Origin of the sequence: Kibdelosporangium banguiense (genome assembly GCF_017876405.1) — a bacterium.
GTDB classification, from domain to species: domain Bacteria; phylum Actinomycetota; class Actinomycetes; order Mycobacteriales; family Pseudonocardiaceae; genus Kibdelosporangium; species Kibdelosporangium banguiense.
Window position 1 is genome coordinate 5,165,479 of sequence record NZ_JAGINW010000001.1, and the last position, 14,682, is coordinate 5,180,160.

Annotated in this window: 17 protein-coding genes; 6 read left to right on the forward strand and 11 right to left on the reverse strand. The window is 65.8% G+C overall.

What is annotated here, in order from left to right; genetic code table 11:
* Window positions 1-67: 67 nt before the first annotated feature.
* On the forward strand, window positions 68-370 hold the full coding sequence (locus JOF56_RS24490) for a hypothetical protein (RefSeq protein ID WP_209641872.1): 303 nt from the start codon (window positions 68-70) through the stop codon (window positions 368-370).
* Here JOF56_RS24490 and JOF56_RS24495 read toward each other — a convergent pair.
* Entirely contained in the window at window positions 346-1,542 is a 1,197-nt protein-coding gene (locus JOF56_RS24495; RefSeq protein WP_209641873.1) for an MFS transporter, read from the reverse strand. The two genes, JOF56_RS24490 and JOF56_RS24495, sit on opposite strands and share 25 nt — an antisense overlap.
* 183 nt (window positions 1,543-1,725) lie before the next feature.
* On the opposite strand from JOF56_RS24495, the gene JOF56_RS24500 reads away from it, so the two are divergent.
* A complete protein-coding gene (locus JOF56_RS24500; protein ID WP_209641874.1) occupies window positions 1,726-1,947 on the forward strand; it encodes a hypothetical protein in 222 nt (73 codons plus the stop codon).
* A 13-nt stretch (window positions 1,948-1,960) separates the two neighbouring features.
* On the opposite strand, the gene JOF56_RS24505 is transcribed toward JOF56_RS24500, so the two are convergent.
* A complete protein-coding gene (locus JOF56_RS24505) occupies window positions 1,961-2,677 on the reverse strand; it encodes an SDR family oxidoreductase (RefSeq protein ID WP_209641875.1) in 717 nt (238 codons plus the stop codon).
* A gap of 69 nt (window positions 2,678-2,746) precedes the next feature.
* Between JOF56_RS24505 and JOF56_RS24510 the strand changes: the two genes are divergently transcribed.
* Window positions 2,747-3,604: a LysR family transcriptional regulator gene (locus tag JOF56_RS24510; protein ID WP_209641876.1), complete on the forward strand. Its 858-nt coding sequence runs from the start codon at window positions 2,747-2,749 to the stop codon at window positions 3,602-3,604.
* Here the strand turns inward: JOF56_RS24510 and JOF56_RS24515 are convergent.
* From JOF56_RS24515 to JOF56_RS24525, 3 genes are read right to left on the reverse strand one after another with little or no spacing between them, the layout of a single operon-like run.
* Window positions 3,558-4,322, reverse strand: coding sequence for an alpha/beta fold hydrolase (locus JOF56_RS24515; RefSeq protein WP_307855239.1), 765 nt, complete (start codon window positions 4,320-4,322; stop codon window positions 3,558-3,560). The genes JOF56_RS24510 and JOF56_RS24515 overlap by 47 nt on opposite strands.
* Window positions 4,323-4,382: 60 nt before the next feature.
* Window positions 4,383-5,282 (reverse strand): RNA polymerase subunit sigma-70, encoded by a 900-nt coding sequence (locus tag JOF56_RS24520; protein ID WP_209641877.1) that lies wholly within the window; start codon window positions 5,280-5,282, stop codon window positions 4,383-4,385.
* Window positions 5,279-5,863, reverse strand: coding sequence for a TetR/AcrR family transcriptional regulator (locus JOF56_RS24525; protein ID WP_209641878.1), 585 nt, complete (start codon window positions 5,861-5,863; stop codon window positions 5,279-5,281). The genes JOF56_RS24520 and JOF56_RS24525 overlap by 4 nt, the downstream gene beginning before the upstream one ends.
* Before the next feature lie 84 nt (window positions 5,864-5,947).
* On the opposite strand from JOF56_RS24525, the gene JOF56_RS24530 reads away from it, so the two are divergent.
* The gene (locus tag JOF56_RS24530; protein ID WP_245378377.1) at window positions 5,948-6,766 is read left to right on the forward strand and encodes an SCO6745 family protein; all 819 of its coding nucleotides are present in this window, start codon (window positions 5,948-5,950) and stop codon (window positions 6,764-6,766) included.
* On the opposite strand, the gene JOF56_RS58200 is transcribed toward JOF56_RS24530, so the two are convergent.
* Window positions 6,763-7,008: a helix-turn-helix domain-containing protein gene (locus JOF56_RS58200; protein WP_209648453.1), complete on the reverse strand. Its 246-nt coding sequence runs from the start codon at window positions 7,006-7,008 to the stop codon at window positions 6,763-6,765. The two genes, JOF56_RS24530 and JOF56_RS58200, sit on opposite strands and share 4 nt — an antisense overlap.
* Before the next feature lie 109 nt (window positions 7,009-7,117).
* On the opposite strand from JOF56_RS58200, the gene JOF56_RS24540 reads away from it, so the two are divergent.
* Window positions 7,118-9,289 carry a terpene synthase family protein gene (locus tag JOF56_RS24540; RefSeq protein ID WP_209641880.1) on the forward strand — a complete coding sequence of 724 codons (2,172 nt, stop codon included), beginning with the start codon at window positions 7,118-7,120 and terminating at the stop codon, window positions 9,287-9,289.
* Here the strand turns inward: JOF56_RS24540 and JOF56_RS24545 are convergent.
* Both JOF56_RS24545 and JOF56_RS24550 read right to left on the reverse strand, forming a co-directional pair.
* Entirely contained in the window at window positions 9,286-9,657 is a 372-nt protein-coding gene (locus JOF56_RS24545; protein WP_209641881.1) for a glyoxalase superfamily protein, read from the reverse strand. The two genes, JOF56_RS24540 and JOF56_RS24545, sit on opposite strands and share 4 nt — an antisense overlap.
* Window positions 9,658-9,922: 265 nt before the next feature.
* Window positions 9,923-10,519, reverse strand: coding sequence for a TetR/AcrR family transcriptional regulator (locus JOF56_RS24550; protein WP_209641882.1), 597 nt, complete (start codon window positions 10,517-10,519; stop codon window positions 9,923-9,925).
* A gap of 87 nt (window positions 10,520-10,606) precedes the next feature.
* On the opposite strand from JOF56_RS24550, the gene JOF56_RS24555 reads away from it, so the two are divergent.
* A complete protein-coding gene (locus tag JOF56_RS24555) occupies window positions 10,607-11,359 on the forward strand; it encodes an SDR family oxidoreductase (RefSeq protein WP_209641883.1) in 753 nt (250 codons plus the stop codon).
* Here the strand turns inward: JOF56_RS24555 and rnhA are convergent.
* The 3 genes from rnhA to JOF56_RS24570 form a co-directional block, all read right to left on the reverse strand.
* The gene (rnhA, locus tag JOF56_RS24560) at window positions 11,356-11,802 is read right to left on the reverse strand and encodes a ribonuclease HI (protein WP_209641884.1); all 447 of its coding nucleotides are present in this window, start codon (window positions 11,800-11,802) and stop codon (window positions 11,356-11,358) included. The two genes, JOF56_RS24555 and rnhA, sit on opposite strands and share 4 nt — an antisense overlap.
* Before the next feature lie 10 nt (window positions 11,803-11,812).
* Window positions 11,813-13,474, reverse strand: a complete 1,662-nt coding sequence (locus JOF56_RS24565) for an alkaline phosphatase family protein (protein WP_209641885.1) — start codon at window positions 13,472-13,474, stop codon at window positions 11,813-11,815.
* 419 nt (window positions 13,475-13,893) lie between these two features.
* Entirely contained in the window at window positions 13,894-14,655 is a 762-nt protein-coding gene (locus JOF56_RS24570) for a hypothetical protein (protein ID WP_209641886.1), read from the reverse strand.
* Between the last annotated feature and the right edge of the window lie 27 nt (window positions 14,656-14,682).

The window sequence follows — 14,682 nt, forward strand, 5'->3', positions numbered from 1 at the left end:
TGGCCGGAGTTCAACCGCGGCAAGTGCTCCATGTGGGTGGCGACGGAAGGGGTACCGGTACGGAATCATGGATTCAGTGCGCGCCCTGCTGATCTGCTATTCGGTGTCTCGCGTGGGGGTGAATACTCCCGGTGCGGGCCTGGCCCGAATGATCACTTCGTTAGGACGCTGGTGGCATCCAGCCGAGAACGTGTGGTTGGTGGCTACCGGTTATCACTTGGACGAGGTCCGTGACATCCTGGCCTCGCAACTGGATCCTGGTGATCAATTGCTCGTTCTGGACGTCCACGGGCAGCCCTGGGCATGCTCGGGCGTCTATCCGGAGGCCGAGGCGTGGATGGCCGATCACGTCAGCGGCCGGGTGGACTGAGACCATGCCCGGGCCAGGGGGATCGCGACGACAACCCCGGCGCTGCCCGCGATCGCCACGGCGAGTGAAGCGCCTGCCAGATCGGCGAGCGCGCCGGCCAGCAACGCGCCGATGCCTTGTGCGGTAAGCGCTGCGGTTGCCAGCAAGCCGATCCCTTGTGCCCGCCCGCTGTCGGGTAGCAAGCGCATCGCAGTCGCGGCGCATTGCAGTGTGTATGCGGTGCTGAACGCGCCCGTCAACGCGAACAACACCATCGACACGGCCAGATCCGGCCGCAGCAGGCAGAACACCAACGGGACCCCGGCCAGGATGCCAAGCAGGCCAAGCACTCTGAGCCGATCCTGCTCGCCGACGAACCGGGTGAACACATACGCGCCGATGATGCTACCGACCGGATGGCTCGCCATGATCAAGCCGACCGCGAACGCGCCGAGGCCCAGCTCCGCCGCGTACGGTGCCGCAAGGCTTTCCGGTGCGATGTAGAACAGCGACAGCCACGAGATCAGCGCTATCAACCGCAGCCTTGGATCCCGCCAGATCGCACTGAAGGAACCACCGGATGCCTTGTTCCCGGCGGTCCGGGAAGCCGGCCTGCGGCGCACGCCGAACGCGATGACAACGGCCGACACCGCGAACGTCAACGCGTCCAGCCCCAACGCGAGGTACGGGTTGAGCAGGCTCACCAGAAAGCCGCCACCGGCGAACCCGGCGACCTGTGCGGACTGCACGGTCACGTTGCGCACGGCAAGCCCGACGACATAGCGGTCGTCGGAGAGCACATCGGGCAGCAGAGCCAATTGGGCTGCCTTGAACGGCCCGTTGGCCATCACCACGGCCGTCAGCAGCAGACAGAGCAACCAGAACGGAACACCGGGAATCGCCATCCCGGCCACGAGCACGGCTCGCAGCACGTCCGCGACGATCATCACCGCGCGGCGCGGGAACCGGTCGCCGAGACCCGACAACAACAACCCGCCGAGCATGGTCGGCAGATACGTCAGCGCGAAGGTCAGCCCGGTCAGCGCGGCCGAGTTCGTCTGCTGGTAGACCAGCACCGACAGGGCGACCCGGGCGAGCTGGTCACCGGCCTGCGACAGCAGTTCGGCCAGCCAGATGGCCCGGAACTCGCCGACGGCGAGCACGGATCTGAAGCTGGCCGCCCGGACTGTCACGCACCGAGGGTAGTTTTTTGGCAACAGTATGTGAATCGTGTATTCGAGGGATACTTTTCGGCCTCTTTTACGTCAGAGGGAAGTCACGTGTCGATCCGGTGGGGGTCGGATCGACGTGTAGGTGAGAGCAGTCCGCAAGGGGCCGCACACCGAAGCACTGACAGAGGGAAAAGGGGAGCCGAGATGACCACCATGATCAGCCACAGGGACCGGGCCGTTCTGCGAGCCGTCGCCGCAGGCCGGTGTGAGATCGCCGGAGTCTGCCTGAGCATCGACGGCGTCGGCTGCTGCGACCAGTTCGCCGCCATGCGGCTGGCGCAGGCCGGTCTGATCGCCGCCGCGGGGCCTGAGCCAGAACGAGCGCGCCTGACGCCGTCTGGACAAGCCCTGCTGGCGGCGGCGTGACTTAGCGCGAGTCCTACCAGGCCACCCGGCCGTTGTCGTCGAAGAACTCGCCGGTGGGGCCGTCCGCGCCGAGCGTCGCCAGCTTGACGGCGATCGCAGCGCCCTGCGCGGCGGTACGGAAACCGGCGTGGTTGGTCAGATCTGTGTCGCAGTAGCCGGGGCAGGCGGCGTTGATCAGGATGCCGTCCTTGGCGAACTCCTTGGCGTACTGGACTGTCAGTGCGTTCAGCGCGGTCTTCGACACCGGATACGTTGCCGACGCGGGCATCGCGGCGAGCGGGCTTTCCGCGTCGGTCATCGAGGCCAACGACCCGACAGTGCTGGACATGTTGACAATCCGGGGTGCCGGCGACCGCAAAAGCAGCGGCAGCATGGCATTGGTCACCGCGATCACGCCGAAGTAGTTGGTCTCGAACACCTGCCGGACGATGTCCAGGTCGATCTTGCTGGGCGGGTCGTACGAGCCGCCGGTGATTCCGGCGTTGTTGACCAGCACGTCCAGCCGTCCGAACCGCTCTTCGACCTGTTCGGCGGCGCTCTGCGCGGACGCCGGGTCGGTGACGTCGAGTGCGACGGATTGGACCCGCAGCGCCTTCGCGGCCTCCTCACGGCGCTGCGTGTCCCGGGCGCCGATCACGACGGTCATGCCGAGCGCGGCCAGCTGCGCCGCGGTCTCGTAACCGATGCCTTTGTTCGCCCCGGTGATCAGGGCGATCTTGTTCTCACTCATGTCACCAGCTCAGCACCGGTTTTCGTGCGGCGCCAAGACCGATCCGGTCCGGCCCGATACCGTGAGGGTATGGACGGGCTGGAGACGCGGGAGCTGAAGTACTTCGTCGCGATCGCCGAGGAGCTGCATTTCGGCCGAGCGGCCGAGCGGCTCGGCATCGCGCAGCCGCCGCTGTCCCGCGCGATCAAGCAGCTGGAGCAGCGTCTGGGCGTGATGTTGATCGAGCGCACCAGCCGTCACAACACGCTGACCCCGGCCGGTGAAGTCCTGCTGCACGAGGCGAGAAAGGCGCTTGAGGCCGTGGCGGCCGCTGCCAGGCGAACGCAGCGGGCGGGACATGAGCAGCCGCGGCTGGTGCTCGTGATGAAGGCCGCCAGCGATGGCGGGATCCTGCAGGACATTTTGGACACCTACGCCGCCGAGCCGGACAGCATCCCCGTGCAGCTGCGGGTGTGCGGGGTCGGCGGGCAGGCCGCCGTCCTGCGGGACGGCCGGGCCGACGTTGCCCTGCTGCACCTGCCCTGGGACGACATCTCCGGTTTCGACACCGAGGAACTGCTGGTCGAGGGTGCCGTCGCGGTGCTGCCGGCTTGGCACAGGCTGGCCGGTCGGACAAGCCTGTGCATGGCCGATCTCGAAGGCGAGACACTGCCGCGCTGGCCCGGAAAGCCGGGAACCGGGCCGGAAGTCGAGGACAGCGGGCAGCTCATGCAGCTCATCGCGGTCGGCCAGGCTGTCGCCGTGCTGCCGTCCTCAGCCTGGCAGCATCTGCGCCGGGATCTGGTGGCTGTGCCTGTCCTCGACGGTCCGATCACGACAGTACTGATCGCGTGGCCCGAGCGCTCGCGCTCCCGGGCCGTCGCGGCTTTCGTCCGGGTGGCTACGAGGGTTGCGGAGCAGACTGTGCGGCATGCCGGATCGGCATGAGCCGCACGGGATCCTTGCTCAGGAACTCCTCGACCACGGCAGTGGCCTGCTCGGGCTTCTCGAAGAGCAGAAGATGGGACGTGCCCGGCAGAATCGCCAGCTGGGCGTTCGCAATGGCCTGGTACATCCCGATTGTGTGCGACAGGTGCACGATGTCGTCGTCCGCGCCGAGAACCAGTGTGGGACTGGTGATCGCGGACGGATCCAAGGCAAGGTCCATGTCCATGGTGGCGAACTTCCGGACCATCACAGGGAAGTGGTCGCGGCCGTCGGGGGAGACCTCGGCGTAGGCGTCGACGACCACATCGGGGAACTCGCCGTCCGGTTCGGGCAGGAACATCCAGCCGTCCTTGCTGTACCCGGTGTTCATCAACACGAGCCGCCGCACCAGATCCGGGCGCCGCAAAGCCAGGGCGAGCGCGACGACACCGCCCGAGCTGTAGCCGGCCACATGCGCTGGGCCTCCGACAACCGACTCGATGAACGCGCTCACGTCATCGGCCAGCATGTCGAGAGTCACGGGGCCTTCGACATCCGGCGTACGGCCGTGTGCGCGCCGGTCCAGCAGGAACACCTGGAACCGGCCCGCCAGGGTCTGGAGGCTGATCTCGAAGTCACGCGAGTCGGAGAAACCGCCGTGCAGCAACACCAGCGGATCTCCTTCGCCGTGCACGTCGTACCAGGAGCGGACGCCGTTCACTGTCACATAGCCGGCCACAAGAGTCCTTTCGGTCGGAAAACAGCCTTCCTCACCTAGGACGAAATGGCCGGCCGGAACTCATCGCTCGCTCAGCCCGAAAATCGGGAAAAGCTCCTTGGCCTGCAGATACGTCGTGGATCCGACGATCAGGCCAGCCGAGATCTCGAACACCTGCAGGGCGAACGGCTCACCGTCGAGGTACTGGCCGTAGGCAGGCAGTCCGTTGGCCCTCAGTGCCGGGACGAACGTGGAGATCTGGCACGTGCTTTCCGTACCTGCGCCGCGCAACGCTCCCATCAGGTTGTCGCGGCCCCGCATCCACCAGGTGAACGGCGGCATGGTCATGGTGGCGTCTTGGTGCAGCAACGTCACCAGCGTGTCGAGGTCGTAGCTCGTGAACGCCTTCATGTACCGGGCGAGTAGTTCCTCGTCTTCACGGTCGATCGGCGTTGCCGTCGGTCGTGTTGCGAGTGTCGTGCGTGCGCGTTGCAGCGCGCTGTTGACGGAAGCGACGCTGGTTTCCAGCAGTGTTGCGACCTCGTCGGCCTTCCATGCCAGGACTTCCCGCAGGATGAGCACGGCACGCTGTTTGGGCGGCAGGTACTGCAGGGCCGCGACGAAGGCGAGCCGGATCGATTCCCTTTTGGTCACCAGCTCTGCCGGATCGAGCACGCGGTTGTCCGGAATCGGCTGCACCCAAACGGTTTCGGGCAGGGGTACGCCCAAAGGTGTGCCGGGGGCCGACGGTTCGGAGATGTCCATGACGACCGCGCGTCGCTGGGCGCTGCGCAGCATGTCGAAACACACATTCGTGGCGATCGCGTACAGCCAGCTCTTGAGGTTGCCGTGCTGCCGGTCGAGATTCCGCCAGCCACGCAGGAACGTCTCCTGCACGGCGTCCTCGGCTTCGAGCGTCGCACCGAGCATCCGGTAGCAGTAGCCGGTCAGCCCGACCCGAAACTGCTCGAAATCGGTCATTGCGCCACCGTGTCATGCCCGCCGAACATCGTGCTTGCCAGTGAGCGGAACACCTCGGCCGGATCCTCGTCGCCGATGGTGCGGTCCAGGTTGCCGCCGCGGACGAGGTTGGCGAAGCCGTGTGCGACCGACCAGGCAGCCAGTTGCGCCAGGCGCGCGTCGGGAAGCTGGCGTTTTTCTGTCATCGCTTCGACCCTGCCGCGCAGCATCTTGCCGGTGCGTTCACGCGCCGCGACCAGGTCGGGGTCCTTGCGGTGGTACAGGTCAGGCCGGTACATCACCTCGAAGTGCGCGGGGTGCTCCAGCGCGAACCGGACGTATCGCACGCCGAGGTCGATCAGTTCGGTGCGGTCCTCGGCGATCGCCTCGGCTAGCGAATCCGCGAGGATCTCGTTACCCTCCAACGCTATCGCCGTCAGCAGCCCGGCCTTGTCCTTGAAGTGGTGGGCGGGGGCGGCGTGCGAGACGCCCGCCCGGCGGGCGAGGTCACGCAGGCTGATCGCGCTCGGGCCGTCCGCCGCGATCACTTCGAGTGCCGCGTCCAGGACGGCTCGGCGCAGGTCGCCGTGGTGGTAGGGCATATCAGGACCATACTCCCAATCTTGTCGTTGACAAGATTGATGTGCCCTTCTAATCTTGGCGTTGACAAGATTGGGGAGGTTCTGATGCGTCAGATGTGGCAGCTGCTGGAGCCGGTGCACGCGCTCGTCTACTACGCGCCCGAGGTGTTCGAGGAGTTCGCGGAACTCGGATACGAAGTGGATACCCGCTGGCCCAGCTACTTCGCCTTACGTGCCGCGCCGTTGGGTGCGGCGAGTGCGGAGCTGGTCGCGGCCACGTTCTACAGCTTCAACCCGGACATGGTCGCGGCTCACGTTCCGGCGGCGTGGCAGGTGGCTTCGCCTGAACAGGTCCTTGCCGCACGGACCCGTGGTATCGACCGGGCGCTTCGTCGGCTGATCGACGTGGTCAGCCCTGAGGTCGCGGAGGCTGCTCGGCAGGTCGCGAAGGCTGTCAACACCGCCGGCCGGCCGTTGGCTGCGGCGAATGCGGCTTTGCCGTGGCCTGAGGAGCCGCATCTGGTGCTGTGGCACGCGGCCACGATCATCCGGGAACACCGTGGGGACGGGCACATCGCTGCTCTGCTGACCGCGGGGCTCGACCCGTGTGAGGCTTTGGTGTCGTTCGCCGCGGTAGGCGCGGCTCCTGTCGAGGTCTTCGCCAGCAGGCAGTGGACGTCGTCGCAATGGGCGGCGGCGCAGGACCGGCTCGTCGCGCGCGGCTGGGTCGACGCTGACGGAAACGCGACTGTCGAAGGAAAGGAAGGACGCGAATCCGTTGAGCGTATGACCGACGAGCTTGCCGCAGCGCCTTGGCAAGGCGTCGATCCTGGCCGGTTCGCGCAGCTCGTGATCCCGGTGACGATGGCAATCGTCCAGTCGGGACTGCTGCCGTCTCAGAGCACGCTCGGGATTTCGCGCTAGCGGAGCTTGCCGTTGGCGCGCAGGACAAGCAGCTCAGGCGCAAGGATATTGACGGCACCCGGTTCGACTCGGACGAGTCCTTCACCGGCCAAAGTCCGTAGTGCTCGGTTGACCGACACCCGGGTCATTCCGATGCTCTCGGCCAGCCCTTGCTGCGCGCCGGGCAGCGTGATCTTCGGGTCGCCCTGACCCGCGGCCCGGCGTTCGGGTGATCGCGTTACGCGAATGGGCCCCGCTGGAATTCAGCCATTAGGGGGTGACATCCGCCCGGCTGGCCGTATCCCCGTGCCGGGCCGGGGTGCCAGGGTCGTCGATGGTGCTACTCGGCTCGAGAACGGAGTGGGCGCGTTCATGCAGGCATTCACACTGCCCGACTTTTACATGCCGTATCCGGCCAGGCTGAACCCGAATCTGGAAGGGACCCGGACGCACAGCATGGCGTGGGCCGAGCAGATGGGCATGCTTGACGCGCCCAGCCCTGACGGCGGTGTGGTCTGGACAGAACAGGCGCTGGCCAAGATGGACTACGCGCTGATGTGTGCCTACACCCATCCGGACTGTGACGGGTCGACACTCGATCTCATCACCGACTGGTACGTCTGGGTGTTCTTCTTCGACGACGACTTTCTCGCGCAGTTCAAGTACACCCGCGACTTCAAGGGAGCTCGCAAGTACCTGGACCGGCTCGAGGAGTTCATGACCAGGCAGGGGGAAACGCCGCCCGAGCCGGCGAACCCGTCCGAGCGGGGCCTGATGGACCTGTGGGCGCGGACCGTTCCCGCGATGTCGCCGGACTGGCGGGAGCGGTTCATCGTCAGCACCCACAACCTGATGGTGGAGTCGATGTGGGAGCTCAAGAACATCCACATCGGCCGGATCGCCAACCCGATCGAGTACATCCAGATGCGGCGCCGGGTCGGGGGCGCGCCCTGGTCGGCCAACCTGGTCGAATACGCCTGCGGCGCCGAGATACCCGACCGGCTGGCGCGTACGCGGCAGATGGAGGTCTTGGCCGACACGTTCTCCGACGCGGTGCACCTGCGTAACGACTTGTTCTCCTATCAACGGGAAGTGCAGGAGGAAGGGGAGAACTCCAACGCGGTCCTGGTGTTCGAGAAGTTCTTCGGCTGCCGCACGCAGGACGCCGCCGAAATGGTCAACGACCTGCTGACGTCTCGCGTCCAGCAGTTCGAGAACACGGCATTGGCCGAGTTGCCTGTCGTTTTCGCCGCCGAGCAGGTGCTTCCGGACGAACAGCAGCGCATTGCCCTGTACATCAAGGGTTTGCAGGACTGGCAGTCCGGCGGGCACGAGTGGCACGCGCGTTCCAGCCGATACATGAACGAAGGAGCCGTACTCGGCAGTCCCAGCGGGTTGGGCATGGCCGCGCTCACGCCTGGGAGAATCGGTCTCAAGACCCGTGTGCGGCAGCATTCGTATCGGTCCTTCCCGCAGGTCGGGCACTTGCCGCTGCCGGCTTTCTATATGCCGTACGACTTCCGCGTGAACCAGCACCTTGAGCAGGCGCGGGAGTATCTCGTGCGCTGGGGCCGTGACATGGGTTTCCACGACGTGGTGTGGGACGAACAGAGGCTGCGTATCGTGGATCTCGCGCACTGTGCCGCGATGATCCACGCCGACGCGGATCTCGAACAGCTGAAGATCTCGTCAGGCTGGCTCTGCTGGAAGACGTATGCCGACGATTACTACCCGATGGTGTACGGCCCGAACCGGAACCTCACCGCGGCCAAGCTGGCGACCGATCGGCTGAAGTCGTTCATGCCAATGGATCTCGGTCCTGTTCCCGAGCCACAGGACCCGGTCGAACGCGGCCTGGCCGACCTGTGGCCGCGCACAGTGGCGCCGATGTCCGTGCCCGCGCGGCAGCAGTTCCGTAAGGGACTGGTGCGGATGCTCGACAGCTGGCTGTGGGAGTTGTTCAACCAGGCGGAGAACAGGATCCCGGACCCGATCGACTACGTGGAGATGCGGCGCCGGACGTTCGGCGCGGAACTGACCATAAGTCTGGCCCGGCTCCCGTACGGCGAGCTGATTCCGGACGAGATCTATCAGACGAGCGTGATCCGGGAGCTGGAGACCGCGGCCATGGATTACGCGTGTTTCGCCAACGATGTGTTCTCGTACCAGAAAGAGATCGAGTTCGAGGGCGAGTCACACAATCTCGTCCTGGTGATCGAGAAGTACCTCGGCGTCAACCGCTGGCAGGCACGCGACATCGCCAGCAACCTGATGACCGCCCGGATGCAGCAGTTCGAGCACATCGGCGCCGACGACCTGCCAGTGCTGTTCGACGAGTACGAACTCGACGACGACGCACAGCAGCTGCTGCTTCGCCACGCCGAGGGCCTCAAGGACTGGATGTCCGGAATCCTTGAGTGGCACCGGAAATGCGCCCGCTACACCGAGGCGGAGCTGCGCCGCAACGCCTATCCGGCGGCGACGCTGCTCCCCCACGGCCTCGGTACCTCGGCTGCCTGGCTCCCCGCCTCGATCTCGAACTAGGCGTTACGCGGCACAATCTGCTGAACGGCCCAGCCGTTGCCGTCCGGGTCGCTGAAGAACACGAACGATCCCCAGGGCATGTCCTGGATTTCGCTGACCTCGATGCCCCGGGCGGTCAGTTCCTTGTGCGCGGCCTCGATGTCGGTCACGACCACCTGCAACCCCTTGACCGAGCCCGGCGCCGCGTCGCTCACTCCCTTGCCGATCGCGATCGAGCACGCCGACCCAGGCGGCGTGAGCTGCACAAACCGAATCTCGTCGCTCACGACATGGTCGTGATCAGCGTTGAACCCGACCTGCACGTAGAACGCCTTCGCCCGGTCGACATCCGACACCGGCACCGCGATGAGCTCGAGCTTGAAGTCCATGACCATTCCTTCGGTTGTCCGCTGGCTATGGTCGGAACACTATGGCCCATTGCGGTCACTTCATGGCCGCAATCCAAATCGTCTGGCCCACGGGTGAGATTCACCCGCTCCGGGCCCCTCCTCGGGCCTACGCCGGCCACCGCCACACGGACGGAGTCGGCGGTTGTGTGGGGCGCGGGTCGGTCCCTCTTCCCCTGGCCGGCCGGCGCACGGTTCCCTACCGGGAGGGCCGAGACCCCCAAATCCGGACAGATTTTGGAGAATCTCACCCGATTGTGTGTCTTTTTGGGGTGGTGGTGGCCGCGGTGAGGGCTGTGGCGGCGAGGGTGCGGGCCTGGCGGGCGGGGCCGTCGGTGCCGAGGGCCGCGGCGGAGGTGTTGGCACCTTCCCAGATCAGGGTGAGCTGGTCGGCGAGGACTGAGGCGTCGATGTCCTCGATTCGGCTGGTCATCTCGGTGAATTGGGTGTGGATCCAGCGTTTTGAGGCGATCGCGAGTTTGTGAGCCGGCAGGTTCGGGTCGGGGAACTCGGCGAGAGCCATCATGCAGGCGCAGCCGCGGAATTTCGCAGGGTCCAACTGGTCGGCCAGGGCGACGAATGCCGCGTCGATCTGGGCGAGGGGGTCGGGGCCCGCGTTCTTGACCGCGGTGCTGAACCAGGCTTCGGAGAGGGCGTGCGCTCGTTCGATGTAGGCGGCGACGAGGTCGTCCTTGTCGGTGAAGATCCGATACAGCGTGGTGGGTGCTGCGCCCGCCTCGGCGGCGAGCCGGTCGATGCCGACGGCCCGGATGCCGTGCCAGTAGAAGAGGTCGTGGGCGACGGCGAGCACGTGCTCACGAGTCTCAGCCGCTGTCCGGCGCATCGTCCCCCCTTGCGTAAGTGTCCGTAGGCACGCTAGCTTACCGCTTTGTTAGGGAACGTTCCCTAACAAGGGGTCAGGGGAGAGAAGATGACGAAGACAGCACTTGTGACGGGTGCGTCAAGAGGGCTTGGCCGAGCGATCGCGGAACGATTGGCGGCTGACGGCGCGCAGGTGATCGTGCACTACGGCAGCAACGCGGCGAAGGCTGAGGAGACTGTCGCGGCGATAGAACTGGCGGGTGGCAAGGCCTTCGCTGTGCAGGCCGACCTGCAAGCACCGGATGGCGTCGATCGGCTCTTCGACGCCATCGCCGACCGGCCGCTGGACATTGTGGTCAACAACGCGGCCATGTTCGAGGGCAGCACGGTACTGACCGCCACGCCCGAAGAGTTCGACCGGACCTTCGCGGTCAACGTGAAGGCGCCGCTCTTCATCATCCAGCGTGCGTTGCCGTTGATGCCCGACGGCGGCCGGATCATCAACATATCCTCCGGCGTGACCTGGTTCGCTGTCCCGGAGGTCATCTACGCGATGACCAAGGGTGCGCTGAATGTCCTCGGCCGATCGCTGGCGAATACACTGGGAGAAAAGGGAATCACGGTGAACACCGTTTCACCGGGAATCACGCGGACCGACATGAACGCGTGGCTCGACGAGAATCCTGGTGCAGCGGACGGAACCGTGGGCATCACCGCACTCGGTCGCGTCGGCGAGCCGACGGACATCGGCGACGCGGTCGCGTTCTTCGCCTCAGACGACGCCCGTTGGGTCACGGGGCAAGTGCTTGAGGTGAACGGCGGACTGTTGCTCGGTCCGCTCGAGCCGGTGCACCACAACTAGCCCTTCGACTCCTGCACTCCCCGGACAGCGAGCTGGTCGGCTCGCTCGTTGTCCGGGTGGCCCGCGTGCCCTTTGACCCAGTGCCATTCGACTTCGTGCGGCTTGGTGGCCTCGTCAAGGCGTCGCCACAGGTCGGCGTTCTTCACGGGTTGCTTCGCTGTGGTCTGCCAGCCGTTGCGTTTCCAGTTGGCCATCCACTGCGTGATGCCGTTACGGACGTACGTGCTGTCGGTGTACATGTGCACGACGGACGGTCGCTTCAGGCTCTCCAACGCCCGGATCGGCGCCATCAGCTCCATCCGGTTGTTGGTCGTGGCGGTGGATTCGCCGCCGTAGAGCTCCTTCTCGTGCTTGCCGTACCGCAGCACAGCGCCCCAGCCGCCTGGCCCAGGGTTCCCGCTGCACGCGCCATCGGTGTAAATCTCCACAACCTGCTCACCCACGGCGTGCACCCTAACGGTGCGGGTGGGCAGGCTGAGAGCCGAAGGCGGTCATGAACTGGTCGCGGAACGAGTTCATCGGCCAGACCGGGGCCTGCGGGCCGGGGTTGAGGCCGTCGTGCCAGCGCCAGCCGGAGATTTTGTCGAGGACGGTGGGGTCCTTGGCGATGATGGTGATGGGGACGTCGCGGCCGGCGCCATCACCGGTCACCACGGGCGCGGGCTGGTGGTCGCCCAGGACGACAAGGACGAGATTGTCGTCGCCGTAGGTCTGCACGTACGAGATGAGCGTGCTGAGCGAGTACTGGATCGACTCGCCGTAGGCGGTGCGGGTCTTGCCCGCGTCGTTCCAGACCTCTTCGGGTTTCTGGCCCTTGTCGGCCATCGGGCCGAAAACCGAACCGTCGCCGACCGCGTTCCAGTCGATGAGCTGGGGCAGCGGCACGAACGGGGTGTGGCTGGAGACGAGGTCGATCTCGGCCATCACCGGCTGACGGTCAGGTGCCGAGCGTTCGTTGCGCTGGAAGGCCGACAGCGTGTACTGGTCGGGCATGGCGGCGTAGAAGAAGTTCTTGCCCTTGTAGCCGACGTTGTGCTTCTCGTAGTACTTGCTGTAGTTGTAGATGTCGCCTTCTGGCCAGGGCTGGTCGTTCTGCGGCACGATGCCGACGGTCCGCCAGCCGGCACTGCGGAACGCGCTGCTGAGGGTCAGCCGGTCGCCGCTGGTGAACGTGTTGTAGCGCTTCTGGTTGTTGACGTAAAGACCGGATTGCAGCGTGGCGTGCGCCAGCCAGCTGCCGCCACCGGAAGTCGACGAGGTCAGGAATGCGCTCTTCGCACCGAATCCGGCCGCCTGCAGTTTGCTTGTCCCGGCGTCGAGCAGGGCGTCGATCGGCGGGGAGATGACCGGGTCCTCGACTGCGACCCGGCCGTAGCTCTCGACGAACGAGATCACCACATCCTTGCCGCGCAACGCGGTCAGCAGCTGGTCAGGGGGCGTGTCGCGGAATTGGTCAACGGCCGTTTCCTTGGCGAACGCGTCGCTGTCCTTCAGTGACGCGTTCGCCTGAACTGCGTGCGCGTAGGCGAGCGAGGCCGCGCTCTTCGACGCGATCGGCAGGCTGAACGCCGCGGAGATGACCCAGATGACCGTCAGCACCGTGATGGTGCGGGTCGCTGCCATCCGGTGGGCGACCACGAGTTTGGTCAACCGCATCGCGGACAGCGGAACGAGCATGATCAGGCCGAGGGCCAGGATCGCGGCGCCGATCCCGGCCGCGACCGCACCGGTCCGGCCGATCGAGTTGGACAGGAAGTCGATGGCGGGCCCGAAGAAGCTCCAGTCGAACACCGGGTCGAACGGCCGGTTGAGGGTGGAGAAGAATCCCATGTCGATGATCTTCAACACGGTCAGCACACCCAGAACAGTGCCGGCCAGCATCACGGCGATCTGCCGGGGCCGCGGCGGCAACATGAGCACAATGGCCACACCGAGCAGGCCCTCGATCGGAATCCGGACAAAAGCCCATACTGAGAGGTCATTGAGCTGGTTCGGCGCGACCAAGGCGAACAGCAGGAGCAGACCGGCCAGAGCCGTCGTCACCGATGCCGCGACCCGTCGCCACGCTCGCGGCTCACCGGGGGCGTCGCTCAGAAAGCGCCCGTCCGTTGTCATGCCGATCCCTCCGCACCTACGTCCCTCATGGCCTCGTTCGCGACCACCCAGTACAAGTAACGGGTGCGCTTGGCGGGAGGTTCACCGGGCTATCGTCGCCCGCCCGTCGTCCAAATAGCCGTCCGGTCGCCGGCCACGAGACGAACCCGCCCTGGTCCAGCCAGAAAAACACCAGACCGGCCGAATACCCGGACAGACCGATACCGGACAATGTGACCGGCCGGAAGATCTATTGGCTCCCGCAAATCGCAATAGTCACGCCGGTCACACAGCACCCTATCGAGTTATGAGAGTGGACTTGAGCCGATCATCGCCGGTGTGTTCTCCATGGAATGGGCGGTAACCAACAGCTGTCCTATTCAGACCAGAACTCAGTTGCGGCATTGGCATTGCTGTAATGGTCCTGGACGGCTTGCGAGTCAGCTCGGCGTGAGCGCGGTGAGGATGGTGACCTCGGATTCGTCCTGGGGGAGGTAGCGCACGCGGACGGCAGAGCCGGGCTGGGTCTGGGCGATGGCGCTGGGTGGTAGGGCCTTTTGCTGGATCAGGTCGAACATGGTGTGGTTGGGGCGGGTGATGCGGAGCGTCAGGTTGACCACGGCGCGGTCGCCGCGGATTTCGCCGGTGGGGGCCATGGCGAGGATGACGGCCTGGGCGTCGACGCCGTGTTCGGTGATGTGCAGCTGCTTGGGGGTGATGAGGCCCTTGGATAGTTGGACGCGGTCGAAGGCGGTTTGGAGTTCGTCGCGGGAGGCGTCGATGGCGAGGGTGACCTGGCCGTCGGGCAGGTAGCGGACGGGCAGGACGGCGCCGGGGTGTACCGCGCCGAGCTCCATGAGATCGACGATCTGCCTGGTGGTGGCGCGGAACGTGAGGCCGTTGGGGGTGTCGACGTTCAGTTCGATCTCGAGTTGGGGCTGGTCGTTGACGGTAAGCCCGGTGCGGGACACGGAGACGACGGTGCCGATGCCGATCGGTGCGTCGCGGAAGGCGCGGGGCACGGTGCCGCGTAGGGCGGCGAGTCCACCGTCGAGCTTGTTGGCGATGGAGAACAGGATTGGGACGACCGACACGAGCAGGATTGGGCCGAACATCCAGCCGTTCTCCCAGGTGCTGTCAGTGACGTACAGGCCGGTGCAGACGAGGCTGACGGCCAGGGCGATCCACGCGAGTGCCTTCATGGCGATGTTTCCTTTGCCTAGTTGCTG